The sequence below is a fragment of the Burkholderia sp. BCC0044 genome (assembly GCF_902832955.1).
GTDB lineage: Bacteria > Pseudomonadota > Gammaproteobacteria > Burkholderiales > Burkholderiaceae > Burkholderia.
This window is the reverse complement of the sequence record NZ_CADFDO010000002.1, coordinates 567,206-593,358: the sequence shown is the minus strand read 5'-3', so window position 1 is coordinate 593,358 and position 26,153 is coordinate 567,206. Positions and strand designations below refer to the sequence as shown.

The 26,153-nt window shown below is 65.9% G+C and carries 25 protein-coding genes; 17 read left to right on the top strand and 8 right to left on the bottom strand.

Annotated features, from left to right (window positions below; all coding sequences use genetic code 11):
- The first annotated feature begins 126 nt into the window (after nucleotides 1-126).
- Nucleotides 127-1,035 (top strand): LysR family transcriptional regulator, encoded by a 909-nt coding sequence (locus HWX14_RS11265; protein WP_175882788.1) that lies wholly within the window; start codon nucleotides 127-129, stop codon nucleotides 1,033-1,035.
- A gap of 418 nt (nucleotides 1,036-1,453) precedes the next feature.
- Here the strand turns inward: HWX14_RS11265 and HWX14_RS11260 are convergent, their stop codons facing one another.
- The 3 genes from HWX14_RS11260 to HWX14_RS11250 form a co-directional block, all read right to left on the bottom strand.
- A complete protein-coding gene (locus tag HWX14_RS11260; RefSeq protein ID WP_175882787.1) occupies nucleotides 1,454-2,548 on the bottom strand; it encodes a potassium channel family protein in 1,095 nt (364 codons plus the stop codon).
- A gap of 60 nt (nucleotides 2,549-2,608) precedes the next feature.
- Nucleotides 2,609-3,943 (bottom strand): FAD-binding oxidoreductase, encoded by a 1,335-nt coding sequence (locus HWX14_RS11255; protein WP_175882786.1) that lies wholly within the window; start codon nucleotides 3,941-3,943, stop codon nucleotides 2,609-2,611.
- Nucleotides 3,944-4,026: 83 nt separating this feature from the next.
- Complete coding sequence (locus tag HWX14_RS11250) at nucleotides 4,027-4,203, bottom strand: hypothetical protein (RefSeq protein WP_175882785.1); 177 nt, start codon at nucleotides 4,201-4,203, stop codon at nucleotides 4,027-4,029.
- A 419-nt stretch (nucleotides 4,204-4,622) separates the two neighbouring features.
- Here HWX14_RS11250 and HWX14_RS11245 point away from each other — a divergent pair, with 419 nt between their 5' ends.
- Nucleotides 4,623-5,270 carry a hypothetical protein gene (locus HWX14_RS11245; RefSeq protein ID WP_175882784.1) on the top strand — a complete coding sequence of 216 codons (648 nt, stop codon included), beginning with the start codon at nucleotides 4,623-4,625 and terminating at the stop codon, nucleotides 5,268-5,270.
- A gap of 118 nt (nucleotides 5,271-5,388) precedes the next feature.
- On the opposite strand, the gene HWX14_RS11240 is transcribed toward HWX14_RS11245, so the two are convergent.
- The gene (locus HWX14_RS11240; protein ID WP_175882783.1) at nucleotides 5,389-5,664 is read right to left on the bottom strand and encodes a hypothetical protein; all 276 of its coding nucleotides are present in this window, start codon (nucleotides 5,662-5,664) and stop codon (nucleotides 5,389-5,391) included.
- Nucleotides 5,665-5,840: 176 nt separating this feature from the next.
- A complete protein-coding gene (locus HWX14_RS11235; RefSeq protein ID WP_175882782.1) occupies nucleotides 5,841-6,050 on the bottom strand; it encodes a hypothetical protein in 210 nt (69 codons plus the stop codon).
- Nucleotides 6,051-6,535: 485 nt separating this feature from the next.
- Between HWX14_RS11235 and HWX14_RS11230 the strand changes: the two genes are divergently transcribed.
- The 4 genes from HWX14_RS11230 (at nucleotide 6,536) to HWX14_RS11215 (ending at nucleotide 10,998) form a co-directional block, all read left to right on the top strand.
- Entirely contained in the window at nucleotides 6,536-7,390 is an 855-nt protein-coding gene (locus tag HWX14_RS11230; protein WP_006485970.1) for a helix-turn-helix domain-containing protein, read from the top strand.
- A 126-nt stretch (nucleotides 7,391-7,516) separates the two neighbouring features.
- Nucleotides 7,517-9,190 (top strand): ATP-dependent helicase, encoded by a 1,674-nt coding sequence (locus HWX14_RS11225; protein WP_175882781.1) that lies wholly within the window; start codon nucleotides 7,517-7,519, stop codon nucleotides 9,188-9,190.
- A 192-nt stretch (nucleotides 9,191-9,382) separates the two neighbouring features.
- Nucleotides 9,383-10,600 (top strand): DUF6402 family protein, encoded by a 1,218-nt coding sequence (locus tag HWX14_RS11220; RefSeq protein ID WP_175882780.1) that lies wholly within the window; start codon nucleotides 9,383-9,385, stop codon nucleotides 10,598-10,600.
- A 26-nt stretch (nucleotides 10,601-10,626) separates the two neighbouring features.
- The gene (locus HWX14_RS11215; RefSeq protein WP_244130202.1) at nucleotides 10,627-10,998 is read left to right on the top strand and encodes a hypothetical protein; all 372 of its coding nucleotides are present in this window, start codon (nucleotides 10,627-10,629) and stop codon (nucleotides 10,996-10,998) included.
- 160 nt (nucleotides 10,999-11,158) lie between these two features.
- Here the strand turns inward: HWX14_RS11215 and HWX14_RS11210 are convergent, their stop codons facing one another.
- Entirely contained in the window at nucleotides 11,159-12,718 is a 1,560-nt protein-coding gene (locus tag HWX14_RS11210) for a methyl-accepting chemotaxis protein (RefSeq protein ID WP_175882779.1), read from the bottom strand.
- Between the two features lie 232 nt (nucleotides 12,719-12,950).
- Here HWX14_RS11210 and HWX14_RS11205 point away from each other — a divergent pair, with 232 nt between their 5' ends.
- A complete protein-coding gene (locus HWX14_RS11205) occupies nucleotides 12,951-14,465 on the top strand; it encodes an MDR family MFS transporter (RefSeq protein WP_175882778.1) in 1,515 nt (504 codons plus the stop codon).
- A gap of 63 nt (nucleotides 14,466-14,528) precedes the next feature.
- On the opposite strand, the gene HWX14_RS11200 is transcribed toward HWX14_RS11205, so the two are convergent.
- The gene (locus HWX14_RS11200; protein ID WP_175882777.1) at nucleotides 14,529-15,527 is read right to left on the bottom strand and encodes a quinone oxidoreductase; all 999 of its coding nucleotides are present in this window, start codon (nucleotides 15,525-15,527) and stop codon (nucleotides 14,529-14,531) included.
- A gap of 137 nt (nucleotides 15,528-15,664) precedes the next feature.
- Here HWX14_RS11200 and HWX14_RS11195 point away from each other — a divergent pair, with 137 nt between their 5' ends.
- The 6 genes from HWX14_RS11195 (at nucleotide 15,665) to HWX14_RS11170 (ending at nucleotide 20,400) form a co-directional block, all read left to right on the top strand.
- On the top strand, nucleotides 15,665-16,537 hold the full coding sequence (locus tag HWX14_RS11195; protein WP_175882776.1) for a LysR family transcriptional regulator: 873 nt from the start codon (nucleotides 15,665-15,667) through the stop codon (nucleotides 16,535-16,537).
- Between the two features lie 86 nt (nucleotides 16,538-16,623).
- Nucleotides 16,624-17,184, top strand: coding sequence for a GNAT family N-acetyltransferase (locus tag HWX14_RS11190; RefSeq protein ID WP_175882775.1), 561 nt, complete (start codon nucleotides 16,624-16,626; stop codon nucleotides 17,182-17,184).
- A 9-nt stretch (nucleotides 17,185-17,193) separates the two neighbouring features.
- Nucleotides 17,194-18,039 (top strand): MerR family transcriptional regulator, encoded by an 846-nt coding sequence (locus tag HWX14_RS11185; protein WP_175882774.1) that lies wholly within the window; start codon nucleotides 17,194-17,196, stop codon nucleotides 18,037-18,039.
- 391 nt (nucleotides 18,040-18,430) lie between these two features.
- Nucleotides 18,431-18,634 carry a cold-shock protein gene (locus tag HWX14_RS11180; protein ID WP_006485974.1) on the top strand — a complete coding sequence of 68 codons (204 nt, stop codon included), beginning with the start codon at nucleotides 18,431-18,433 and terminating at the stop codon, nucleotides 18,632-18,634.
- A gap of 280 nt (nucleotides 18,635-18,914) precedes the next feature.
- Entirely contained in the window at nucleotides 18,915-19,139 is a 225-nt protein-coding gene (locus HWX14_RS11175) for a hypothetical protein (RefSeq protein WP_175882773.1), read from the top strand.
- Between the two features lie 280 nt (nucleotides 19,140-19,419).
- Nucleotides 19,420-20,400 carry a sulfonate ABC transporter substrate-binding protein gene (locus HWX14_RS11170; protein WP_175882772.1) on the top strand — a complete coding sequence of 327 codons (981 nt, stop codon included), beginning with the start codon at nucleotides 19,420-19,422 and terminating at the stop codon, nucleotides 20,398-20,400.
- A 79-nt stretch (nucleotides 20,401-20,479) separates the two neighbouring features.
- Here HWX14_RS11170 and speB read toward each other — a convergent pair whose 3' ends face one another.
- Nucleotides 20,480-21,448: an agmatinase gene (gene speB / locus HWX14_RS11165; protein ID WP_175882771.1), complete on the bottom strand. Its 969-nt coding sequence runs from the start codon at nucleotides 21,446-21,448 to the stop codon at nucleotides 20,480-20,482.
- Nucleotides 21,449-21,802: 354 nt separating this feature from the next.
- On the opposite strand from speB, the gene HWX14_RS11160 reads away from it, so the two are divergent.
- The 4 genes from HWX14_RS11160 (at nucleotide 21,803) to HWX14_RS11145 (ending at nucleotide 26,153) form a co-directional block, all read left to right on the top strand.
- A complete protein-coding gene (locus tag HWX14_RS11160) occupies nucleotides 21,803-22,474 on the top strand; it encodes a lysoplasmalogenase (RefSeq protein WP_175882770.1) in 672 nt (223 codons plus the stop codon).
- Nucleotides 22,475-22,719: 245 nt separating this feature from the next.
- A complete protein-coding gene (locus HWX14_RS11155) occupies nucleotides 22,720-24,300 on the top strand; it encodes an NAD(P)/FAD-dependent oxidoreductase (protein ID WP_175882769.1) in 1,581 nt (526 codons plus the stop codon).
- A 21-nt stretch (nucleotides 24,301-24,321) separates the two neighbouring features.
- Nucleotides 24,322-25,251: an SDR family oxidoreductase gene (locus HWX14_RS11150; protein WP_175882768.1), complete on the top strand. Its 930-nt coding sequence runs from the start codon at nucleotides 24,322-24,324 to the stop codon at nucleotides 25,249-25,251.
- Nucleotides 25,248-26,153, top strand: a complete 906-nt coding sequence (locus HWX14_RS11145; protein ID WP_175882767.1) for a metal-dependent hydrolase — start codon at nucleotides 25,248-25,250, stop codon at nucleotides 26,151-26,153. The genes HWX14_RS11150 and HWX14_RS11145 overlap by 4 nt, the downstream gene beginning before the upstream one ends.

Genomic DNA, 26,153 nt, shown 5'->3' with positions numbered 1-26,153 from the left:
CTGTTGGTTCGAGGCCGGCGCATCAGCTTGCACCCGCCTTGCATGGCAACGATGTTCGGTCCGGCGACCCGTATAATCAATCAACGCCAATATTGATATTGTTCTCTTTTTTAGAACACCCGGATCATGAGCGATACCCTGACCGACAGCCGCATCGTCTATTTCTACGAGGCCGTGCGCTGCGGCACGATCCGCGCCGCGGCGGACTGGCTCGACGTGGCGCCCTCGGCCGTGAGCCGCCAGATCGGGCTGCTGGAGAAGGAGCTCGACGCCACCCTGGTTGAGCGCCACGCGCGCGGCGTGACGCCCACCGAGGCGGGACGCTGCGTGATCGAGTATTTCCGCGAGCAGCTCGCGCACCGCGACGACCTGATCTCGCGCCTGCAGGAACTGCGCGGGCTCAAGACCGGCCAGGTCAGCCTGGTGCTCGGCGAGGGCTTCGTCTCGGACCTGCTGGCCGGGCCCATGCAGCAGTTCTGCCGGCAGTTCCCCGGGATCCACGTGAACCTCGACGTGGGCAGCACCAACGACGTGATCCGCAAGATCTCGAACGACGAGGGCGAGATCGGCCTCGTCTACAACCCGCCCACCGAGCCCAAGCTGGTGTCGCGCGCGTCGAAGCGGCAGCCGATGATGGCGATCGTCGGCCCCGACTTCCCGCGCCGCAGCCACAAGGTGCTGACGGTGCAGCAGCTCGCCACCTACCCGCTGGCGGCCACCCACCCGTCCTACGGCACGCGGCAGATGATGGAGGCCGTGGAATACGCGGAGCGCGTGCGGCTCGGGCCGATCGTCACCACCAATTCCTTCGCGATCCTGAAGGAGTTCGTGAAATCGGGGCTCGGCATCGCGGTGATGCCGGCCTTCGCGGTAACGGCCGAACTGCAGGCCAGGGAGCTGTTCGCGATCGAGATCGCGCATCCGATCCTCGAGAACGCCGAGGCGCACATGGTCACGCGCGTGGGCCGCAAGCTCTCGGTGGCCGCCAACAAGATGCTGCAGATGATGACGGGGCAGATGCGGGCGTTCCGCTAGGGGGCTGCGTTGGCCCGTGCCCCTGCTCCTTCCGGCGACGCGAGGCCGGGCTTGGAGACGGTTTCCCCAAGACCGCTGATTCCGCTGCAAGGTGTTCCGGCAGATCAAGCAGCAGCCGAATTCGAGAAAAGCTTCATGGATGAGAACACAACGTCCGGCGCACTTTGAACCGGCTCGCTCACCTTCGAATTTCGCATTGCCCGATGTCGGGGCGATACGTATTCGTCACGCCGCGCTGTACCTGGGACACCCGGCTATTCCAAAGTCAGGTTGCTCTCCCGGAGCTCGGTAAATGACGCCCCACGAGAAGTCCTCGTTCCGCTTAAGACAATGGGTCGGTGACCTTTAATGGTCACCGAAGAAAAGATAACGCTACGCGCTCGTGCCCTCATGGGCACATAACCAAAGTCAAACGCACTCACACCTCCGGATCCGGAATCCGCGCCGACTGGATCACCACCAGCGTATCGCCCGCCTCGATCCTGCACGGCGGATCCTCGTAAAACGAATGGATCTTCCCGCAGCGATCGAGCCCGACCACGATCGCGCCCGGCACGACGTTCGTCAGACAGCCGATCTCATGCGGCAACGCCTCGCGCTCCAGCAGCGTCGCGCGCCCGCGCGTCGACAGCATGTCGTTCACGAACGGCACGATGTAGCGGCTGTGAACCGCGTCCGCGAGCAACAGCGCGCCGATCTTCGTCGACGACACGATCACGTCCGCGCCGGCCTGCCGCAGTTGCCGCTGGTACAGGTTCTCCTGGATCCGCACGACGATCTTCGTATCGGGCGCGATGCTGCGCACCGACAGCGTCAGCAGGATCGCGGTCGGATCGTCGGTCACCGAAATGATCACGGCCTTCGCCGCGCGCACCTGCGCCTGCTGCAGCAGGTCCTCGTGCGCCGGATCGCCGAGCAATCCCGTCACGCCGAGCGACGTCGCCGCCTCGAGGGCCTGCTGCTGCGAATCGATCACGATGATCGTCGCCGGATCGACGCCGCTTTCCAGCAACTCGCGCACCGCGATCGACCCCGACAGGCCGTAACCGCACACGACGATGTGATCGGACAGTTGCTTCTGCAGGCGTTTCATGCGGAATTCCTCGATGACGCGCTGGATCACGAACTGATACGCCGTGCCCAGGAAAATGAACCAGATGCCGATGCGGATCGGCACGATGAAGAACGCATCGAGCAGGCGCGCCCGCGCCGTGACGGGCACGATATCGCCGTAGCCGACCGTCGCGACCGTGACCATCGTGAAGTACACGAGATCGGCCACCGTCATCGGCGTGCTCTTGGTCGAATCGCGCAGGCCGTCGCGATCGAGATACAGCACGAGGAACGCCAGCGTGCACAACAGCACGACCGCGCCGAGACGGAACAGCAGCGTGCGCAGCGGCGACGTCGCGGGGCGCGTGAACAGTGTGCGTGCGCGCGGCGCCTGCCACGGATTGCGGGCACGACGCAGGCGCAGGCGCAACGAGCGGCGCTGATCGGATGGCGTGGCCAACGGGGAATCTCCTGAAGGATGCGGGCTCGATTCTACGACGGGAACGCGTGCGCCCGGCCGTCACAGCATGCTGCGCGGCCGCACCATCGTCCCGTCGACGAAACGCCGCGCGCGAAACGCCGACAGGTCGAGCGACGGCGCGCCCGTGTCGATCCATTCGGCGAGCAGCCGGCCGACGATCGGCCCCATCGCGAATCCGTGCCCGCAGAACCCTGTCGCGATCGCGAGCCCCGACGGCGTACCCGGTGCATCGATCACCGGGATGCCGTCGGGCAGCACGTCGATCAGGCCGGCCCACGCCTCGACGATCTGCGCATCCTTCAGCGCGGGAAAGATCGCCTTGAGCTTCGCGAGCGCGCGCGGCGCATGCGCGCGATTCGGCTGCGGCTGCGGATCGCGCGGCTCGATCGGCCCGGTCGAACCGTTGATGCGGGCAAGCACGTCGCGCCACGCGGACGCACCCAGGTGCAGCCGGAATTTGTCGCGCTGCGACCAGAATTCCGGCCAGAAGAGGCTCAATCCGCGCAGATGGCCGAGCGTCAGATCGACGTCGACCTGCATGTCGTCGGCCAGATTGATCGCGCCGTTCTTGCGTTGCCGGATGCCGAGGCCGTGCCCCCAGATCGTCGACGCGGACACGTCGGGCAGCACGTTGGTGCGCATGCAGGTGCCGCGCACGGCGTGCTGCGGCAGCCGGATGCCGACGCCGTCGAGCAGCCGGAAACTGGTCGCGCCGGCCGCGCAGATCACGCGCCGCGTGCGGATCGTACCGCGTTCGGTCGCGACGCCGACGACCGCGCCGCCGGCCGTCTCGATCGCGGTCACGCCGCAGCCTTCGAAGAAACGCGCGCCGGCCTCGGTCGCGCGCGCCGCGAATGCGGCGGCCACGCGACGCGGCTCGGCCTGCCCGTCGGTCGCCGTATAGAGGCCGCCGAGGGTACGCGCGTGCGTCGACAGCCCGCTCACGCGCTCGTCGATCTGGGCGCGCGTCAGCGTGCGCGTGTCGAGTCCGTGCTCGCGCGCGACGGCGAGCCACGCCTGGAACGACGCCCAGTCGTCTTCGTTGTCCGCCATGTACAGGCAGCCGCCCTGCCGCCATTCGAGATCGAAGCCGAGCGTCTGCTCCAGGCCTTCCCAGATCCGCATGCCGGCCATCATCAGCGGCACTTCGGCGGATTCGCGCCCCTGCTGTCGCACGAAGCCCCATGCGCGCGTCGATTGCTGGCCGGCGATGCGCGACTTGTCGAGCACGACGGCTTTCAGGCCGCGCAGGCCGAGGTAGTAAGCGGCCGCGCAGCCCATGATGCCGGCGCCGGCGATCACGACGTCGACTTCGGGCGGAAACGCCGTATCGGCGTGACTCAATGCGTCGTGCAGCGGATAGGTGGTGGTCATTGTTTTCTGTCGAGTGTCGATGCATGACCGGCAAAGCTTATCGCGGCAACGTCGTCGCATGAAGCGATAAATGCGGAAAGCCGTCATTCGGCCAACCCTTCCGGGTCCAGCATCGCATTGACGCCGACTGCCGTGGCGTGGGCTGCCGAAGCCACGGCGCCCGAGCCGCGTGTTGCATTGACGGTTGCCGGCGCTTGCGCGTCGATACGGGCAGAGATGAAACTGTCGGCCGACGCCGGCGCGCCGATACCCAACACCATTGCTGAAATTCCATTCGACGATGCGAGGCCGCAGAGCGCGACATGAACTGCTGCGTCGAAATGGACTCGACGCCCGATGCGATCGTTCTCTCACGCCCTCGGATTATTTAATTCGATAGGACTGCCAATGCAATGACAGACGATGCCGGTCACATCTAGCGATTGCAACGGTCGCTTCCTGCTGCCGGAACCACGGCCGATTCAGCGCGACCGACTATGTTCTTGCTCATGTCCGTGCTCTTGCCCACCACGACGGGTAATCGTCTGCACAAAGCGAACAAACGAGCGGACGCAGTCTGTCGCGGGGAAAAAAACGTCACGCCAATTTCGCCCTGTCGACCGGCCCCGTTTTTTCGGCTTGACGCCCCCGGCGCGCCGCACGATAAACTGTATATCCATACAGTGTCATCGCAGTAAAAATGATCCTCCCTCCATTCGATCCCCCCAAGCTGAACGACCTCACCGAATGGTGGACGAAGTGCACCTACGCGGACGTACAGCGTCTGATCCTCGAAGTGCAGCACCTCCGGCTGACGCTGTGGGAGTTGAAAGCCCACGTCGCGGACGCATCGCGCCGCATCCGTGTGCTCGATCCGGGCATGCTCGCGCATGGGTCCGCGCTTCGGCGGCTCGGCTACCTGCTCGACAAGGAAATCGAGCGCGCCAACCCGATCGGGCGCACGCGCGACGTGTACGCGCCGTTTTCGGACGAATGGCGCGCCCGCGCGGCGCTGCGCTGCGCGTTGCGCGGGCCGCCCGAGCCGGCCGAGGCAGGCACGCTGCCGCGCACGATTCCGGAATTTCAGCGCATCACCTGGGCCGAGCTGCGCGATCGCTGGCGCCACCTGAGCGACAAGCAATCGAATCGGCAGAACGTCGAGCAACGGATGGTGCTCGAGATCGCCCGTCAGCGATCCGTGATCCTTGCGCGGGCGCGCAAGCTGGTCGACGCCGCGATCGCCGAAGCGGCGGCCGATGGAAAACAGCTGTTCGCGCTGGATCAGCTCCAGCGGCTGCTGTCCGTCGAGCGGGAAGACGGCGAGCCGTTCATGTATATGCCGGCGTAGCGCGAACGCGCAATCGATACGTATCGGCTCGACGGCGACACGGCAAACGCCCGATCGATCACGCGGCCGTTCAGGCAAGACTTCGCGGTCTGCACGGGCCGCCGCTACCCAAGCACCGTCAGTGCGAATAGCGCGTTTGGGCACCTGCCGTGCGCTCGAACGGCTGCAGCCTCGCAAGCTGCTCGATCGACATCGTGACGACTTCGAGAACATGCCGCGCGATTTCGTCGTCGGCCATGCCGGCGTTGACGTACCGCTCGATGCTCATCGTGCGGGGCGGATAGCTGCCGGCTTCGTCATCGACGATGTCGATCCTGGCTGTACGCCGTTCGGGCGACAGCACGACCTGGACAGTTTTGCCGTGAACGACGGTCTGCATGCACAGAGTGGACATTCGCAGTCTCCGATTGCGTTGCCTTCGGACGATCGACATCTCACAACAGGAGTCGTCAATCTACAAATTTCCGGACGCATTCGCAATATTCAGGCAGGAATTCCGCTCGTTCGGCCCGCAGCACCGCCGGTTAGCCCGATGCCCGCATTGCACGGCCATGGGCAGGGCACGCGCCGCTACGCATAGCGGCTCAGCCATTCTTCGGAGAATCGTCTCGCGTACGCGACCGCTTCGGCTTCGGTCTCGAATTCACCCAGCTTGCGGAACGCAGCCTCACGGCTGAAACCCACCTTGGTGACCTCGACCTGCGCGGCGTATTTGCCGTCCTCCGTCACACGCGGCTCGCAGTTCATTTCGTATCCGCGCATCAAGAATTTCTTCTGCATCGGTTCAACACTTTTTTGAGACGGCGAAATCGTAGCACGCAGCTGCGCACACCCAAAAAATGTATCCGCGTTGGTTTCACTAGAGTAAACCGTCGATCGGTCGTCCTGAAACGGCTTCGGCCATCCGTCGCGCGATATCCTGCCGTGCTGGCCCGATACCTCGGTCGGGGCGACTACGCGCCCTGCGTTGGTGCACCGCGCGGCGATTACCTTCCGTCTCAGGGGGAATCGCGCCCCGGCCGTCGAAATCCCAACCCGAAGCTGTCGAACGCCCTTTCGCGCGCTCGCGCCGAGGCAGGCCGGGCGTAACGTCATGACACACCTTTCACACAAACGCACCTTTCACCACACTGAATGACGACCATTTTGCGGTAAAGTTATCTTTTCCGTGCGTGGCCGGTCGGCTCGCCATTGGACGTCATGAAGACTGTCCGCCGAGACTGCCGCAAGGCGTCGTTCTGAACGTCACGATCCGTCCCCGTAGCATGACCACTGAAGCAATCACCACGGATTCCCTCGCGGTTGCCGAGCGCGTGCGCGAGCTGATGACCCGCAACGGCATCGGCAAGCGCCAGCAGACCACCGAGCTGTGCCGCATCCTCGATCTGAGTTTCTCGCAAGGCCACCGCAAACTGCGCGGCAGCAGCCCCTGGACGCTCGCGCAGATCAAGAAAGTCGCCGAAGCGTACGGCGAACCCGCCGCCCAGTTGTTCGGCGCGCAAACGCTCGACCCCGGCATGGTCGGCGCCTATTCGCAGGAAGCCGTCCTGTATGCGGGCGTCGCCGAGATTCCGTGCACCGCCTGGATCGGCGCGCCGCTCGAAGCCGGCGCGCGCCCCGAGTTCGTCGCGTACGAGCAGAACGGCCGCTGGCGCGTGCTGCGCCATACCGGCGTGCTGTACCAGAACGCGTACGACGTGCACAAGATCGAGATCTACCCGCGCCGCGCGGAGAGCGACAAGCTGGTCGTCGCGGTGATCGATCCCGATCGCGTCAGCGCGACCGAGCTGTGCCGCTATCTCGAACGGCAGGGTTTTGCGACGGCCGCATTCGACGGTCTCGCCCCGTTCGTCGACGCGCTGCAGGGCCAAGCCTTCGACGCGGTCCTGACCGAATGGCTGTTCGACGACAGCACGGCCGCCACCGCGATCAAGGCCGTGCGCACGTCCGACAATCCGGGCGCGCCGATTTTCGTGCTGACGGGCGACCTGCTCACCGGCCGCGCGAGCGAAGCCGACATCAGCGAAGTGATCCGCGCGTTCGACGTGGTGTGCTACGAAAAACCCGCGCGCATGGCGATCCTCAGCGCCGATCTCGCGAAGCGGCTCGCGCGCGGCTGACGTCGCCGGGCCGGCCGCCCGACTGGCAAACGGCCAACGCACGCGCCGCGCCGCGGGCATGAACGGGTTCCTCAGTACAATAGCCGCACCCGTTCACGCCCACGCCGGCATCCGCCGCCCGACTCCATGGCCCGCCTCATCCCCGACGACTGGAAAAGCCTCGCCGCGACCGGCGCGGCCGAACGCGAGCGCGAAACGCTCGCCGCGCTCGAACACGCGCTGCCCGACAGCTACACCGTGTATCACGGCGTCCACTGGACGCGCGCCGACCAGGCGTTCTCGGTGTTCGGCGAAGCCGCGTTCGTCGTCGTGAGCCCGGCCGGCCGCGTGCTGCTGATCGAGCAGAAGGCCGGCTTCCTGCGCGAAACCCCGAAGGGGCTCGTGAAGGTCTACCTGCAGAAGGAGCGCAACGTTCCGATCCAGCTCGCGCGCACGCAGGAGACGCTGCACCGGCGCCTGACGGCCGCGCTCGGCGCGGGCGTCTACGGCGTCGAGGCGCTGCTGTACTGCCCCGACTACTCGATCCGCGACGCGTCGATCGCCGGCGTCGCGCCCGACCGCATCGTCGACGCGTCGCGCAAGGCGCAGCTCGCGCAAGTGATCCTGCAGATCCTGCCCGAGGACGACGAACTCTTTCCGAACGCGCCGAAGCTCCACCATTTCCTCGCGGACGAGCTCGCGCTCACGCCCGACACGAGCGCGCTCGTCGGGCAGGCCGGCACACTCGTCACCCGGTTGTCGGGCGGGCTCGCCGCATGGGCGCGCCAGCTCGACTTCACGCCGTTCCGGCTGCGCGTCACCGGCACCGCGGGGTCGGGCAAGACCCAGCTCGCGGTGCAGGTGATGCGCGATGCCGTCGCGGCCGGCCGGCGCGTGCTCTACGTATGCTTCAACCGGCCGCTCGCCGACTACATCGCGCGCATCGCGCCGCCCGGCGCGAAGATCGCGAACTACCACCAGCTGTGCGACTGGGTCGCGCGTGACGGCGGCTATACGCCCGACTTCCAGGTGCCCGGCGAATTCGAACGGCTCGAGGCGCGCTTCGCCGAGGCGCCGATTCCGGAGCGCTGGCGCTTCGACGTGCTGATCGTCGACGAAGGGCAGGATTTCCACGCGCCGTGGGCGGCCGCGCTGGAGCGTCTGCTCGCGCCGGATGGCGCATGGTGGTGGCTGGAAGATCCGCTGCAGAACCTGTACATGCGCGAACCCGTCGCGCTGCCCGGCTGGGTCACGCTGAAGGCGCTCACGAATTACCGCAGCCCGCGCGACCTGCTCGAATTCGTGCGCGACGTCGTCGGCCGGGTCGAGCCGCTCGCGGCCGAACTGCGCTCGGGCAGCCCGTTCGACGGCTCCGACCCGTCGGTGTCGGCCTACGGGGAAGATGGCGCGTCGGGCGACGCACTGGCGCAAGCCTGCATCGACGCGACCAAGCGTGCGATCACGCAGGCGCTGTCGCTCGGTTTCCGCAAGCAGGACATCGCGGTGCTGTCGTACCGCGGCCGCGAAGGCTCGGTGCTCGCGCCGCTCGACCAGCTCGGCCCGCACCGGATCAAGCGCTTCACCGGCAAGTACGACCTGTTCGGCAATCCCGAGTATCGCGAGGGCGACGTGCTGCTCGATTCGATCTACCGCTTCAAGGGCCAGTCGGCGCCGTGCGTGATCCTCACCGAAGTCGACTTCGACACGCTCGACGCGCGGGCCGCGCGCAAGCTGTTCGTCGGCGCGACGCGCGCGACGATGAAGCTGCTGATCGTCGCGTCGTCGCGCGCGGCCGGGCAACTCGCGGACGCGGCCGGTTGACGCGGCGGGCGGGCGAACGCCTGCCCCGGGACACTCCCCGAGATCGTGGTTGTTGACACAATCGGACACATTTCTCGATGCCCCGGCCCCTTGTTCACGCTCGTTTCGACGTGTTTCGGCAATACCTGACGGTTTGTCCGTTTGCAGCCGGCTTTTACGATGCCTGGCCATTCGTTGCAAACGGGATAGTCCATGGCCGATGTAAAAAAGCTGCCGTACTACAAACCGAAAAAGGGGTTGTTCGGATCGGAGTTGAGGGAATACAAGGGCTCTCAAGGATGCGTTCCGCTTGATACGCAAAGGAGCGTATCGATCGACAGGCTTGCACCGGGGGAAAAACCGCCGCCACCGAAACCGAAACCGATTTCCAGGCCCTCGAATGCCCCGAAGCCGCCAGCAGCACCTCAACCGCCGCCGCAAGCCGATCGGGCAATAACCAAAGGACCGCCGACGCAGGCAGAATCGGAAGTTTGCGAAAACCCGCCGCCTTTCGATCTCCAGGACGTGCCGATTGCGATGGACAATCTGGGCTGGAAGGTTTCAGCCAGGCTTGCGCGGATCTGGTTTGCGGGCGCTGCGCATACCTACAATGACGATCCAACGTCAGCCCAGCCGCTGAATGACGACGACGTTACCCTTGACTGGGTCCTGAAATTCGGAAACGTCAGAAAAAAATACGAGAAACTTCTCGCGAGCGATATCTACAGCGAGCGCTCCATACGCACAGCAACAGATATCACGAAGTCCTTTGTCAAAGAGCTATTTTTTGATAGAAATCCGACATTCAATTTCAACACCACCGCATTTATAGGAAATTTGCGCAAATTTCACAACGACTGGCAATTTCAACTATCGAAGATAGGAAATTTTGACACACTGGAAAATCTTTCCCCGACCGATCTCACAGGAGCATTGGCCAATTTCAATATTTATGCAGCCATTGGAAATATTGAAATCTCCAGTGAAAAATATTTCAAATATGAAAAAGCAGGCACCTTTTATTGCCTAAGCGCCACCGGGAAAATCACGCACATCTATATTTACGTGAAAGACAACTACTCATTCAACGGAAAACAATATTTAGGCCATTGGAACAAGTATGGAGTGGTCATCGCCACTGGGTCGCTTCTCACCGGCTCAAGCTCGCCAAAGCGAGAGTTCGACATTGATATTTGGTCAAAAAACATCAACAAACCAGTCGACACACGAAGAAGCATGTTCGGAAAATTCAAAGCGTCCGACGTTTACTTTCCGATCTACAACGCAGACTACAGTCGCTGGCGAGAGAAGCATCACAGAGGCAGAGACTTCATGATATATTCAAGTCCAGTCTATTTGAAGCTAAAGAAGCCGATCGATCTTAACCTTGGTGAAATATGCCGAATAGAGCCATCAGATACATTGGCTTAGCCATTGCCATTTCCGTATGCGCAGGTTTGATCATTCATTTCAATCGCCCCGCCTACGGACGATGCGATTTCTATGATCGCGCGGATACATTGGATGGCGGCACAAAAAACATGAATGGCGTTTGGTATCGATTCAAGCTGTGTGGCACTGGCGGGAATGATCAGGACGCGACCGACGACAACATCGAACTAAGCGTGTTTAGTGAAAATGGCGAGCTTCTTGCGAGACGATATTTCTCCGTCAACTGGTATCACGGAGATAGCTCTCATCCGCCCCTGCGTTACGAGGGCAACCTGGTTCGCTATATCGACTTGACCGATGAATCGAATATAAAAAAACATCTGATGATCCCCCCCTCCAAGTGGGATTGGCTTCGCGCCAGATTGCCTTTGTTCTAAAGGTTATAACCTAAGTTTTTGATTTATAAGAAACAAAGCCCCGCTAGCGGGGCTTTGTTTCTCGACAGACTGCGCGCTCGGATCACCGACGAGAGCATCGACCAGCCCGCGAAACAGGCCGCATCAGCCCACAGATCCGCGGCAATTCACCTCCTCACGCTCAAGCCACCCGAAACGCCCCCACCGCCCGCCGCAGCCCATCCGCCTGCTCCTCCAGCGACGCGGCCGCCGCGGCAGCCTGCTCGACCAGCGCCGCGTTCTGCTGCGACACCTGATCCATCTGCGACACCGCGCGGTTCACCTGCTCGATCCCGTCGCGCTGCTCGCTCGACGCGGCCGCGATCTCCGTCATGATGCCCGTCACGCGCCCGATCGCCTGCTGGATGTCCTGCATCGTCGCGCCGGCCGTGCCGACGAGCCGCGAGCCCGTCGCGACACGCTCGACCGATTCGCCGATCAGCGTACGGATTTCCTTCGCCGCGGACGCCGAGCGTTGTGCCAGCGTGCGCACCTCGCCCGCGACCACCGCGAAGCCGCGGCCTTGCTCGCCCGCGCGCGCGGCTTCGACCGCCGCATTCAGCGCGAGGATGTTGGTCTGGAACGCAATCCCCTCGATCGTGCCGATGATGTCGGCGACCTTCTGCGAGCTCCGGTCGATCTCGTTCATCGTGCCGATCACCTCGCCAACGACCGTCGCGCCGCGCGTCGCGATCTCGCTCGCGCTGTCCGCGCAGGCCTGCGCCTCGAGCGCGTGGTCGGCGTTCTGCTTCACGGTCGCCGTCAATTGCTCCATGCTCGCGGCCGTCTGCTGCAGCGCCGACGCCTGTTCCTCGGTGCGCTGCGACAGATCGGTGTTGCCGGCCGCGATCTGGTGCGTCGCCGTCGAGATCGCTTCGGTACCCTGGCTGACCTGACGCACCGTATCCGCGAGGCTGCGCTGCATGCCGGTCACGCCCTTGACCAGTTCGGCCATCTCGTCGCGCGACGACCACCGCACTTCCGACGTGAGGTCGCCGTCCGACAGCCGGCGGAAATGCGACAGCAGGCGATTCACCGGCTGCGTGATCGCGAAATGCAGGCCGATCGCGCAGCCGAGGCACGCGGCGAGGCCGAATGCGATGCCCGCGATCGCGCCCATGCGCATCCAGCCGTAATAGGTCTGCGCGGTGTCGTACACGGCCTTGCCGCGCGCGGCCTGGTACGCATCGAGCGCGTCGGTCGCCTGCGTGAGCGCGACCGACAGCGGCGGTGCGACCGTCATCAGCAACCGGTCGGCTTCGTCGCGCCGCCCTTCGCGGATCGCATCGATCATCGGCTTCAGCGCCTGTCCGATCAGCGCCTGGCGCGCGGCATCGAGGCGGCTCGCGAGCGGGCCCTCGTCGCCGTCGTGCGGCATCGCCGCGTAGTTGCGCCACGCCGTGTCGGCCTTCGCGAGATAACCCTCGGCCTTCTTGACGAGATCGGGCACCTCCGGCGCGTCCGGATGCAACAGCGCCCGGTCGAGCGTCGTGCGCACGATCGTCAGGTTCAGGCTCGCCGCGGACAGCGCGGTCTTCGCCGCCAGTTGCCGCGTATAGGCTTCATCGAGGGCGCGGTTCGAGCTCTGCATGCCCGCGAGGCCGATCAGCCCCGACACGACGAGTAGCACGGCGACGAGGCCGAGCGTGGAGAAAATCCGCGTACGGATCGAGAAACGGGAAAACAAGGCGTTCAGGTTCATGACGGCACGTGAGCGATGAAAAATGCCGCGGCAAATCGGTCCGCAGCATGCTGTATTACGGTTTGCCTGCAAAAAACTTGAGTCCGTCCCTGCCTGGCAGCTGATCCTGGTCAATTTTTGAGCCGGGCAATCTCCCGTTACGACTGCAACATATCGAGGCTGGGCAGAAATTGACTAGTCAATCATTCATGGCTATATTTCGATGCAAATCCCTGCCATGGCAGATATTTCGATGACAACCGACACCCTCCTCACGCCACCGGCCGCCGACGCGGCCCGCCGCGACGCGCCGACCGGGCTGATCGTCGCCGCGCTGCTGCTCGTCATGCTGCTGTCCGCGCTCGACCAGACGATCGTGTCGACCGCGCTGCCGACGATCGTCGGCGAACTGGGCGGCCTCGATCAGCTGTCGTGGGTCGTCACCGCGTACCTGCTGTCGTCCACCGTCGTGCTGCCGCTGTACGGCAAGCTCGGCGACCTGTACGGCCGCAAGATCGTGCTGCAGGCCGCGATCGTGCTGTTCCTCGCCGGCTCCGCGCTGTGCGGCGTCGCGCAGGACATGACGCAACTGATCGTGCTGCGCGCGCTGCAGGGGCTCGGCGGCGGCGGCCTGATGGTCGTCACGATGGCCGCCATCGGCGACCTGGTCCCGCCCGATCGCCGGGCGCGCTACCAGGGGATGTTCGGCGGCGTCTACGGACTCGCGACGATCGTCGGCCCGCTGCTCGGCGGCTTCCTGGTCGAGCATCTTTCGTGGCGCTGGATCTTCACGATCAACCTGCCGCTCGGCCTGCTCGCGCTCGCGGTGATCGGCATGGCGTTCCGGCCGCACACCGCGCACGTGAAGCACCGGATCGACTACATGGGCGCCGCGTTCCTCGCGACCGCCCTCACCTGCGTGATCCTGTTCACGAGCGAAGGCGGCTCGCTGCTGCCGTGGACGTCGCCGCAGCTGTGGATGACGCTCGTGCTCGGCCTCGTCGCGATCGGCGGCTTCATTTACGAAGAGCGCCTCGCGGCCGAGCCGATCATGCCGCTCGACCTGTTCCGTCATCGCACCTTCGTGCTGGTCAGCCTGATCGGGTTCGTGGTCGGCATCGCGCTGTTCGGCTCGGTCACGTTCATCCCGCTCTACCTTCAGGTCGTGAAGGGCTCGACGCCGTCGCAGGCCGGCATGCAGCTGCTGCCAATGATGGGCGGGATGCTCGTCACGTCGATCGTCAGCGGGCGGCTGATCTCGCGGCTCGGCTCGTATCGGCCGTTCCCGATCGCGGGAACGCTGATCGGCGGCGTCGCGATGGGGTTGCTGTCGACGCTGACGCTCGATACGCCGCTGCACACGATGTACGCGTACATGGCGCTGCTCGGGATCGGCCTCGGGATGGTGATGCCCGTGCTGACGCTCGCCGTGCAGAACACCGTCGAATTCCGGCACATGGGCGTGGCGACGTCGGGCGCGACGCTGTTCCGCTCGATCGGCGGCTCGCTCGGCGTCGCCGCGTTCGGCGCGCTGTTCTCGCACGGGCTGCAGTCGCGGATGATGCATGCGCTGCCGGCCGGCACGGAGCTGCCGCCCGCGCTCGGCCCGGCCGCCGTGCACCAGTTGCCGGATGCCGTGCGCGACGCGTACCTGCACGCGTTCGCCGGCTCGCTGCACGTCGTCTATCTGTCTGCCGCGACGGTGATCGCGATCGCGTTCGTGCTCGCGTGGTTCGTCGAGGACGCGCCGCTGCGCAAGCACCACTGAGCGGCGGGCGGCTCGCGACGCGCCCGTCGGGCCGGGTCGCGAACCGCCAACCGCACCCTGCCGTCACGCCAGCAGCACGACACCGCCCGTCGTCGCACGCGACTCCAGCAACCGGTGCGCGTCGGCCGCCTGTTCGAGCGGCAGCCGCGCGCCGATCTCGACGTGCATCCCGCCCGCCAGCCGGTCGAGCGTCGCACGCGCCGCATCCCGATATGCGCCGACGTCGCGCGCGATGAAACCGAGCACGCTCGGCCGCGCAAGCGCGATCGAACGGGCCGGGCCGAGTTCGTCGAGATCGAACGTCTGCCGCGCGCCGATCGCGGCCACCTGCCCGATGCTCGCGACCATGCCGAACGGACGGATCGCGCCGAGCGTGCGGGTCAGCACGTCGCCGCCGATTCCGTCGATCGCGTAGTCGACGCCCGCGCCGCCGCCGAATGCACGCGCGGCCGCGACGAAATCCTCCTCGCGATAATCGACCACCGCTTCGGCGCCGTGCGTGCGCACGAGCGCGGCTTTCGCGGCCGATCCGACCGTGCCGATCACCCGCGCGCCGAGCGCACGCGCCCACTGCGTCGCGAGCAGCCCGACGCCGCCGGCCGCCGCATGCACGAGCACCGTATCGCCGGCGCCAACCTGCCGCACGCGCTGCAGCAGCATGTAGACGGTGATCCCCTTCAGCAGTCCGGCGGCGGCGGCTTCATCGCTCAGGCCGTCGGGAATCGGCAGCACACGCTCGGCCGGCATCGTGCGCAGGCTCGCATAGCTGCCGGTCGGCAGACCGGCGTACGCGACGCGCTGACCGGGCACGAGCGCCGTCACGCCCGGCCCGACCGCGTCGATCACGCCGGCCGCCTCGACGCCGAGCGCCTGCGGCAGCGCGGGCAATGCGTGCGCGCCCGTCCTGAAATAGATGTCGACGAAATTCACGCCGATCGCGGTCTGGCGAATCCGCACTTCGCCGGCGCCGGGCGGCGCGACGGGCGCATCGACACGGCGCAGCACGCCGGCGTCGCCGTAACGGTCGATCCCGATCCGGATGGCATTGGCAGTTTGGGGCATGACGTTTCTCGCTATCGAATGAAGTGACACGATCATCCCATCGTGCATAATCGAACGGAATTCATGTTGAACGCCCATCTACTGTGCAAAATTCGACCGAACACGACGTTGATTCTGCCGGCGCACCCGTGCTGCCGATGAGCTGGGACGACGTCCGCTACTTCCTTGCGGTAATGCGCGGCGGCAGCCTGTCGGCCGCGGCGCGGGCGTTGCAGGTCCAGCATTCGACGGTCGCGCGGCGCATCGACGCGCTGGAGTCGGCGCTCGGGATCCGGTTGTTCGACCGGCTGCCGCGCGGCTGGCCGCCGACCGACGAAGGGCTGCACCTCGCCGAGCACGCCGCGCGCCTCGAAGCCGATGCGCATGCGTTCGCGCGTGCCGCGCAGGGCGCGGCCGCGCTCGACGGCGTCGTGCGCGTATCGGCGTCGCCGGTGTTCGCCAGCCATTTCCTCGCGCCGCGCCTGGCCCGGGCGCAGCGCGCGTGGCCGGCGCTGCGCATCGACCTGATGGGCGAGATGCATGCGGCGAACCTGTATGCGCGCGAAGCCGATCTCGCGGTGCGGCTGTCGCGGCCGAGCGAGCCGGGGCTCGCCGCGCGCCGGCTCGGCACGATGCGCTTCGCGCTGTGCGCGGCCCCGGAATGGGCGGACGCGCCGCCCGACACCTGGCCGTTCGTCGGCTACGACGACGCGCTCGCGCAAACGCCGCAGCAGCAATGGCTCGAACGCTTCGCGGCCGGCCGCCGTTTTGCGTTCATCGCCAACGACCTCGCCGCGCAGCATCGCGCCTGCGCCGCCGGGGCCGGTGTCGCGCTGCTGCCGCGGTTTCTCGTCGACGATCCGGCCGCGCACGCCGGCGCACCGCTCGTCGAACTCACGGACGCACCGCGCTGCGACATCGAGCGCGAGATCTGGCTCGTCGTTCACCCCGACGTGCGCCGGTCGCCGCGCGTGCAGCGCGTCGCCGACGCGATCGCCGATGCGGTTCATGCGGCGGACGGCCGGCTGTAAGCCGCCGAAATCGCCGAAACCGCAAACGGCTTTGCCACGCGCGTCGGCGGCCGGCATAGTAGCGTTTTGACTTCAGGCCTGCCGCCATGTCCACCGCTCCCGCCTGCGTCGTGCGCGACGCGACCGACGCCGACCTCGACGCGATCCACGCGATCTATGCACACCACGTTCACCACAGCGTCGCGTCGTTCGAGGAAACGCCGCCCGACGCCGCCGAACTGCGCGTACGCCGCGACGCAGTGCTGAACCACGGGCTGCCGTATCTCGTCGCCGAATGCGACGGCCGCGTGGCCGGCTACGCGTACGCGACGCCGTACCGCACGCGCAGCGCGTATCGCTTCACGATCGAGGATTCGATCTACATCGACGACGCGCAGCGCGGCCGCGGCATCGGCCGCGCGCTGCTCGAGGCGCTGATCGCGCGCTGCGAAGGCGGCCCGTGGCGCCAGATGATTGCGGTGATCGCCGACGGCGGCACCGGCGGCTCGACGTCGCTGCATCGCGCGTTCGGCTTCGAACCGGCCGGCCTGCTGAAAGCGGTCGGTTTCAAGCACGGCCGCTGGATCGACACGGCGCTGATGCAGCGCCCGCTCGGCGACGGCGCGAACACGCACCCCGCCTCGCCCGAGCCTGCCCCGGCGCGCTAGAATGGCCGCATGCCAAAACAGACTCATTCCACGCCCGACGAGGCTGCGCCGGATGCCCGCAACGAGTACACGGTCGACGAACTCGCGCGCGTGTCCGACACCACCGTGCGCAACGTCCGCGCGTATCAGGATCGCGGGCTGCTCGCGCCGCCGGAGAAACGCGGGCGCGTCGGCATCTACGACGACACGCACGTCGCGCGCCTGAAGCTGATCAACCATCTGCTCGCGCGCGGCTACACGCTGTCGAACATCCAGGATCTGATCAAGGCGATCGACGAAGGCCACGACCTGCGCTCGATCCTCGGCCTCGAAAACGCGATCGGCGGCCGCTGGTCGCACGAACTGCCGAAAACCTATTCGCTCGCCGCGCTCGCGCAGATGTTCGGCCCGCAGGCGACCACGCAACTGTCGCGCGTGACCGAGCTCGGGCTGCTCGAACGGCGCGGCCTGTCGTTCGTCGCGAAGAGCCCCGCGCTGCTCGAGGCGGCGGCCGCGATGACGAAGGAAGGGATTCCGCCGCGCGAGCTGCTCGACGTGATCAGCCTCGCGCGGCCGCATTTCGACGCGATCGCGCGGCTGCTCGTCGATCTCGTCGTGAAGCGGCTCGACCGCTACGACGCCGGCACGCTGCCGCCGGCCACCGACGTGCCCGAACTGGTCGACGCGATCTGGCGCCTGCGCCCGCTCGCGGCCGTGTTCGTCGAAGGCGAGACGAACCGCGCGCTCGAAGCCGCGGCCGGCGCGTATCTCGGCGGGCGGGTCGCGACGATCCTCGACAAGAAGCTCAGCGACGAAGCCGAAGCCGCGCGGCAGTCCGGTGCGAGCGAAACGCAAGGCGACGGCGACAACGGATAGGCGCTCGGCCGTCATGCGTGCGTCGATGTTTCGCTGCCCCGCGCGAGTGCGCGGTTCGGGGAAAGACCGGCGACCGTCGTTGGCGAGCCCCACCGTTCCCGGGGTCGGCGAATGCCGGGAAGCGCGGTTCGCTCCCGATTCAAACCGCTGCATCGCGCCCGCGCCGCCCACCCCCGTCCATCCCAATGGGCCGCGCTGCGACACAGTTACAAGTTAATGGTTGACGCTAACCCCGCCCGCCGGTTAGTGTATGCGCCGAAGTCCAAGAAGTCCGATTGCTGTTCATCAATTGCTGCTCTCTCCAAGCGGTATTCGTTGTCCTCTCCCTCCTTGACGCTTCGCGCGCTCTTCAACAGAGCAAAACTTCATATTTTTTTCTCAAGGAATCTTCATGGATACCGGTATCGTCAAGTGGTTCAACGACAGCAAAGGCTTTGGCTTCATCACGCCGGACAACGGTGGCGACGATCTGTTCGCGCACTTCTCGGAAATCCGCGCCGACGGCTTCAAGACGCTGGCTGAAAACCAAAAAGTGAGCTTCGAAACGAAGCAAGGACCGAAGGGTCTGCAAGCGGCGAACATCAAGCCGCTGTAAAGTTTGAAGGGCCCGGCCTCCCTCGACGGACGCCGGGTCGCAGCGACATCCCCACGGAGCATCGTCTCCCAAAGTTGGCGCGATCGGCTTCAGCTGCCTCTGTTCAATGAGCAGCTTGCCAGGCGCCACACGTCTCGTTGCACTTCATCCCCCCCTCCGGCCGCAACGCCTCATTTTCGCTTTCCGACTGCGTCAGATTCAGCTCGCAATGGCTTGGAATCGGCATACCCGTGCGTATATCGCATGGCACGCCGCGCACTCGATCATCATTAAAATTAAAATGCACAACCAACGAATTCAACAGTACAACGGCTATGCCGTCCAACCCTCGGCGCATCGCCTGCCCGACGGGAGTTTTTCATCCAACCTGCTGCTCGAACGCGCCGATAGCGCGCGCGACGAAGGCCGCTACCAGTTCTATTCGCTCGACTACTTCTCGAGCGAAGCACAAGCGCTCGCGCATTCGGCACGCTGGGCGCGCAACTGGGTCGATACGCGCGGTTAACGGCAGCGCTACTGTCGATATCAGCGCAGACGGTCATAAAGAAACCGGCGGGCAACGTGCCCGCCGGTTTTTTGCATGACACGCCCGTTCACCGACTTCACCGCAGTCCGGCACGAGCGAGACGCCCGATCCGGCAGGCCACGACGACAAAGCATAGGGTCGCCGCGGTCATATCCATATCGGCAATGCTTCGTTTGCGGACACGATCGTCCATGCGACGATTCTTCCAACCGAGCGGCACCGGCCGCTCCCCGAAGATGCCTCGCATGGAGTTCATTCGATGATTCGTTTCACCCGCTGGATCACCCGCGCCGCCGCCGTCTCGCTCGTCGCCGTATCTGCCGCGTCGGCATTCGCGCAAGGCGGCGCCGACAAGATCGTGCGCATCGGTTATCAAAAGGCCGGCCTGCTGTCGATCGTCAAGGCGCAGGGCGCGCTCGAAGCGCGACTCAAGCCGCTCGGCTATGACGTTCAATGGTTCGAATTCCCGGCCGGCCCGCAACTGCTCGAAGCGCTGAATGCGAACAGCATCGACTTCGGCTACACGGGCGCGCCGCCGCCCGTGTTCGCGCAGGCGGCCGGCGTGCAGTTCGTCTATGTCGGTGCGGAACCGCCTGCGCCGCACAACGAAGCGGTGTTCGTGAAGGGCGATTCGCCGATCCGGACGGTGGCCGGCCTGCGCGGCAAGAAGGTCGCACTGCAGAAAGGCTCGAGCGCGAACTACCTGCTGCTCGAGGCGCTGAAGAAAGCCGGCGTGCGCTATGACGAAATCCATCCGGTGTATCTCGCGCCGGCCGACGCGCGCGCCGCGTTCGAAAGCGGCAACGTCGATGCGTGGGCCGTGTGGGATCCGTACTACGCGGCCGCGCAGAACGCGCTGAAGGTGCGCACGCTGTCCGACTACACGGGCCTCGCGGCGACCAACAACTTCTACGAAGCGACGCGGAGTTTCGCGCAACAGCATCCCGACGTGGTCGGCGCGATCCTGAAACAGGCGCGCGAAACGGGCCAGTGGGTCAACGGGCATCCGGCCGACACGGCCGCGCTGCTCGCGCCGAAGGTCGGGTTGCCCGAGGCGCTCGTCGAGACGTGGATCAAGCGGGTGCCGTTCGGTGCGGTGCCGATCGACGAGCGGATCGTCGCCGCGCAGCAAGGCGTGGCCGATGCGTTCTACGCGGCGAAGCTGATTCCGCAGAAGCTGAGCGTGGCCGACAACGCATGGGTCGACAAGAACGTGGCGAGTGCGCTGGCGGCGAAGTAACGCGCGCGGCTCCATCCATCGGCAGGCCGGCGGGGCGCAATGCCACGCCGGCCGTTTTCGTATCCCGCGCGGCACGCGCTCAACGCAACGCCCCCGCCACCTTCTTCTGCCGCCACAGACACAGCAGATCGCAAGCCACATGCGCGGCCGCGATCGCCGTGATGTCCGCGTGATCGTACGCAGGCGACACCTCCACCACATCCGCTCCGACCAGGTTCACCGCCCCGAGCGCGCGCACGATCGCCAGCGCCTGCGCGGACGACAACCCGCCCGCGACCGGCGTACCCGTTCCCGGCGCGAACGCCGGATCGAGGCAATCGATATCGAAGGTCAGATACGCAGGCCGCGCGCCGACGATCTCGACGATCCGCTCGACCGCCGCGCGCGAACCATGGTCATGCACCCACGCGGCATCGAGCCGCTCGATCCCGAGAAAGTCGTCGTTCCACGTACGGATGCCGACCTGCACCGACGTCGCGGGATCGATCAGTCCTTCCTTCACCGCCTTGTAGAACATCGTCCCGTGATTGAGGCTGTCCGGATCGTCGTCGGCCCACGTATCGCAGTGCGCGTCGAAATGGATCAGCGACAGCGGCTTGCCGTAGCGCTCCGCGTGCGCGACCAGCAGCGGATACGTGATGTAGTGATCGCCGCCGAGCGTCAGCATCTTCGCGCCCGAGCGCAGGATCGTGCGTGCATGCTCGACGATCGCCGGCTTGATCGACAGCGGGTTGTGCGCATCGAACCAGCAGTCGCCGTAGTCGACGGCCGCGAGATCGTCGAACGGATCGAAGCCCCACGGATACGGATTGAGTTCCGCGAGCTGCACGCTCGCCGCGCGGATCGCGGCCGGCCCGAGCCGCGCACCGGAACGATAGGTCGTCGCGAGGTCGAGCGGCACGCCGGAAATCGCGACGTCGACGCCGTCGAGCGCGCGCGAGTAATTGCGGCGCATGAACGACAGCACGCCCGCATAGGTGTTTTCGATCGAGGAGCCGTACGGCGTCGCGCGACGGATCGCGCCGTCGCCGTGGAGAAGTTCGGTCATGGTCGGACCTGTTTGCGTGGTGACCGGGCCGCCCCGCTTCGACTACGCACGCGGGCCGTGCACGGCATGGATTCATCGGACGCGCCCCGGCTCGTGCATCCGGTCGCGCGGCCAGGCGAGACAACGACAACGGCAATACCGCGGCGATCATAGCAAGCGGAATCAGCGCCGTTGCCCCGGTTCAGCCGGGGCAACGCGCGGAAAAATCCGGTGTCGGCACTGCTGCCCGTCACCGTCGTTTCCTAGAAGGATTCGCCGGTTTTCGCGCACCCGTTCTTCCGGATAATGGCCGGCAGCCGCGCTGTCGACGGCGCGCCGTCCACCGCAGACAACAACAAACCGGAGACACCCGCCTTGATCGCCACGCTTCCCGCCACCTACCGCCGGCTCTGGCCGCTCGCCATCGCCGCGGCGCTGCTGTACGGGCTGTCGCTCGCCGCCGCGCCCTATCCGGGACAGGCCGCCGCGAAAGCCTCGATGGGCGTCCTGCTGCTCGCGGCAGGCAGCACCTGCGGCGCGCCGCGCGAACGCGCGTGGCTGTGCGCGGCGCTCGCGACCGCCGTGCTCGGCGACGTGCTGCTCGCGCTGCCCGACTGGCCGCTGTCGTTCGTGTTCGGCCTCGGCGCATTCCTGCTCACGCACCTGTGTTACTGCGCGATCTTCTTCCGGTGGCGCGCGCGGCCGCATGGCTGGCGCATCGTTGCGCTCATCGCGTTGTGGATCGCCGCGCCGGCGTTCTACGTCGCGTTCTTCCCGCACCTCGGCGAGCTGATGGCGCCGGTCGCCGTCTATATGCTCGTGCTGTGCGCGATGGCGAGCTTCGCGCTCGCCGCCCGCACGCGCGGGCCGCTGGTCGCGATCGGCAGCCTGATCTTCGTCGGCTCCGACACACTGATCGGCGTCGGCCGGTTCCTCGGCGGTTTTCCGGGCATCGACTATCTGATCTGGGGCCTCTATGCGCTCGCGCAGGTCACGATCGTGGCCGGGGTTTTCCATGAGACGGCCAGCCGATCGATCCGACCCTGATACCGTTTCAAACAGGCCGCCGCGCGCCGGCGGTCCCGCCTTTTCCCTCTCCCGCCCTGCCGACGGCCCTTTCCGCGCATCCCGCATGGCGGAAGCGGCCCGTTCCAAACCCCGCTCAGCCTTTTCCCGCCTGGCTTGCGGCCCTTAGAGCGCTGCTTCTAGCCTCTTGCGGTTTCCGGGTTCACCCACTATCGTTACATCAACCAATGTAACATTAAAAAATGAGCCAGATCGGAGACACCCGGATGAATGCTCGCACGTTGCCTTTCGGTCCACCCGGCCACGACGGCCTGGACGAAACCATCGACATCGCCATCATCGGCACCGGCTTCGCCGGCCTCGGGATGGCGATCCGCCTGAAACAAACGGGCGTGACCGACTTCGTCGTCCTCGAGAAGGCCGCGACGGTCGGCGGCACGTGGCGCGACAACCATTACCCCGGGTGTGCATGCGACGTGCAATCGCACGTCTATTCGTTCTCGTTCGCGCCGAATCCGCGCTGGACGCGCATGTTCGCGCCGCAGCCGGAGATCCGCGCGTATCTCGAAGATTGCGTGCAGCGCTTCGGCGTCGGCCCGCACCTGCGGCTGAATCACGAGCTGCAGCGCGCCGAGTACGACGAAGCCGCGCAACGCTGGCGCCTCACGTTCGCGAACGGCAAGCGGCTGTCCGCGCGCGTGCTGGTGTCGGGAATGGGCGGGCTGTCGCGCGCCGCGCTGCCGGCGATTCCCGGTGTCGCAACCTTCCAGGGCCGCGCGTTCCATTCGCAGCAGTGGGATCACGACTACCCGCTCGAAGGCAAGCGCGTCGCGGTGATCGGCACCGGCGCGAGCGCGATCCAGTTCGTGCCGCAGATCGCGCCGCGCGTGAAGACGCTCGCGCTGTTCCAGCGCACGCCGCCGTGGATCATGCCGAAGCCCGACCGCAACCTGACCGGCTTCGAGAAATGGCTGTTCCGCACGCTGCCGTTCACGCAGAAGGTCGTGCGCAGCGGCATCTACTGGATGCTCGAATCGCGCGTGCTCGGCTTCGCGATCCATCCGTCGCTGATGAAGAACGTGCAGAAGCTCGCGCTGCGCCACATCCGCAAGCAGATTCCCGATCCGGCACTGCGCAAGGTCGTCACGCCGAACTACACGCTCGGCTGCAAGCGCGTGCTGATCTCGAACGACTACTACCCGGCGCTGTCGCGCAAGAACGTCGACGTGATCACGACCGGCATCGATCGCATCGAGGCCGACGCGGTCGTGACGACCGACGGCAAGCGTCATGAAGTCGACTGCCTGATCTACGGCACCGGCTTCCAGGTGGCCGACCCGTATCCGCGCGGCGCGATCATCGGCCGCGGCGGCCTCGACATCGTCGACGCGTGGCGCGATGGCGCGCACGCGTATCTCGGCACGACGCTGCCGGGCTACCCGAACTTCTTCATGATCGTCGGCCCGAACACGGGCCTCGGCCACAACTCGATGGTGTTCATGATCGAGTCGCAGATCGAATACATCCTCGGCGCGCTGCAGGCGATGCGTCGCGAGCGCGCGGAGGCGATCGAGGTGCGCCCGCTCGTCGAAGCGCAGTTCAACAGCGACCTGCAGGGCAAGCTGAAGAAGGCGATCTGGTCGACCGGCGGCTGCAAGAGCTGGTACCTCGACCCGCGCACCGGCAAGAACACGACGCTGTGGCCGGGCTTCACGTGGCGCTTCCGTCAGGCCACCGCGCAGTTCTCGATCGCCGATTACCACGCGTATCGCGCGCAACCCGACATGACCGCGCGGCCCGCCGCCGCGCCGGCCGCTTCCGCTTCCACGTCCGCCGAAGCGGCCTGAGCCAGACAAGGAGCCACCGACATGAGAGATTTTGCCAACAAGGTCGCCGCGATCACGGGTGCCGGCTCGGGCATGGGCCGCGCGCTGTCGATCCACCTCGCGCAGGCCGGCTGCCACGTGTCGCTCGCCGACAAGAACGGCGTCGGCCTCGCGGAAACCGAGCGGATCGTCCGCGCGATCGCGCCGAACGTGCGCGTGTCGACGCGCGTGCTCGACGTCGGCGATCGCGACGCGATGTTCGCGTGGGCCGACGACACCGCGAAGGAGCACGGCAAGGTCAACCTGATCTTCAACAACGCGGGCGTCGCGCTGTCGAGCACGATCGAAGGCATGGAATACAGCGATCTCGAGTGGATCGTGAACATCAACTTCTGGGGCGTCGTGCACGGCACGAAGGCGTTCCTGCCGCACCTGAAGGCATCGGGCGACGGCCACGTGATCAACACGTCGAGCATCTTCGGGATTTTCGCGCAGCCGGGCATGAGCGGCTACAACGCGACCAAGTTCGCGGTGCGCGGCTTCACCGAATCGCTGCGCCAGGAACTCGACATGATGAAGTGCGGCGTGTCGGCCACCTGCGTGCATCCGGGCGGCATCCGCACGAACATCGCGCAGTCGAGCCGCGTCGCGAAGAACATGGTCGGCTTCATCGTCGAGAGCGAACAGCAAGGCAAGGACAGCTTCGAGAAGTTCTTCATCACGACCGCCGACGACGCCGCGCGCACGATCCTCGCCGGCGTGCGCAGGAACAAGCGCCGCGTGCTGATCGGCCGCGACGCGAAGGGCGCGGACTGGATGGCGCGCATCCTGCCGGCCGCGTACCAGGCGCTCGTCGTGCTCGCGACCCGCCGCGAGGCCGCCAAGGCCCGCCGTGCCGCACGCGGCACGCCGGCGCCGGCCCCGGCGCACGCCACCTACAACAATGCAGGCAATCAGGGAGAACAATCATGACGATACCGAACATGATGCCCGTACGGCGCGACATCCGTTTCGCGCTACCGCCCGAACGCGCGAAGGACTGGCATGTGCAGGGCGTGCCGGTCACGCACTTCATGAATGCGCTGTCGCTGCTGTTCCCGGCCGGCGAACGCTTCTTCATGGATTCGGTGCGCAACTACCGCGACCGGATCGAGGACCCCGAACTGAAGAAGCAGGTGATCGGCTTCATCGGGCAGGAAGCGATGCACACGCGCGAGCACATCGAGTACAACGACCTGCTGCAGGCGTCCGGCCTGCCCGCGCACAAGCTCGACAAGCGTCTGTGGACGATCCTCGGCTGGTTCAAGAAGGTGCTGCCGCACTCGATGCAGCTGGCGATCACGATCGCGCTCGAGCACTACACGGCGATCCTCGCGAACCAGTTGCTGTCCGGTCACGAGCACCGGATCGACGGCTCGGTCGAAGGCTACCAGCAGATGTGGATGTGGCATGCGATGGAGGAAACCGAGCACAAGGCGGTGTCCTACGACGTGTGGCGCACCGTGATGAAGCCGGGCCTCGGCAGCTACCTGCTGCGCACCGGCACGATGCTGACGACGACCGTGTTCTTCTGGGCCATCGTGTTCGACTTCCACGTGCGGCTGATGCGCGCGCACCGTCGCGAACACGGCAAGTTCGGCGGCATGTGGCGCCTCGTGAAGTATCTGTACAGCCCGAAGAACGGCGTGTTCCCGAGCATCGCGCGCGAATGGCTCGACTACTTCCGCCCGGGCTTCCACCCGTGGGATCACGACAACCATCAGTACCTGCAGGCGCTCGACACGCTGCTCGAGAACATCGACGCAACCAACGCGCGCTATGCGGCGCAAGCCGCCCCGCGCCGCGTGCCGCTGCATTCGGTTGCGCAGGCATGA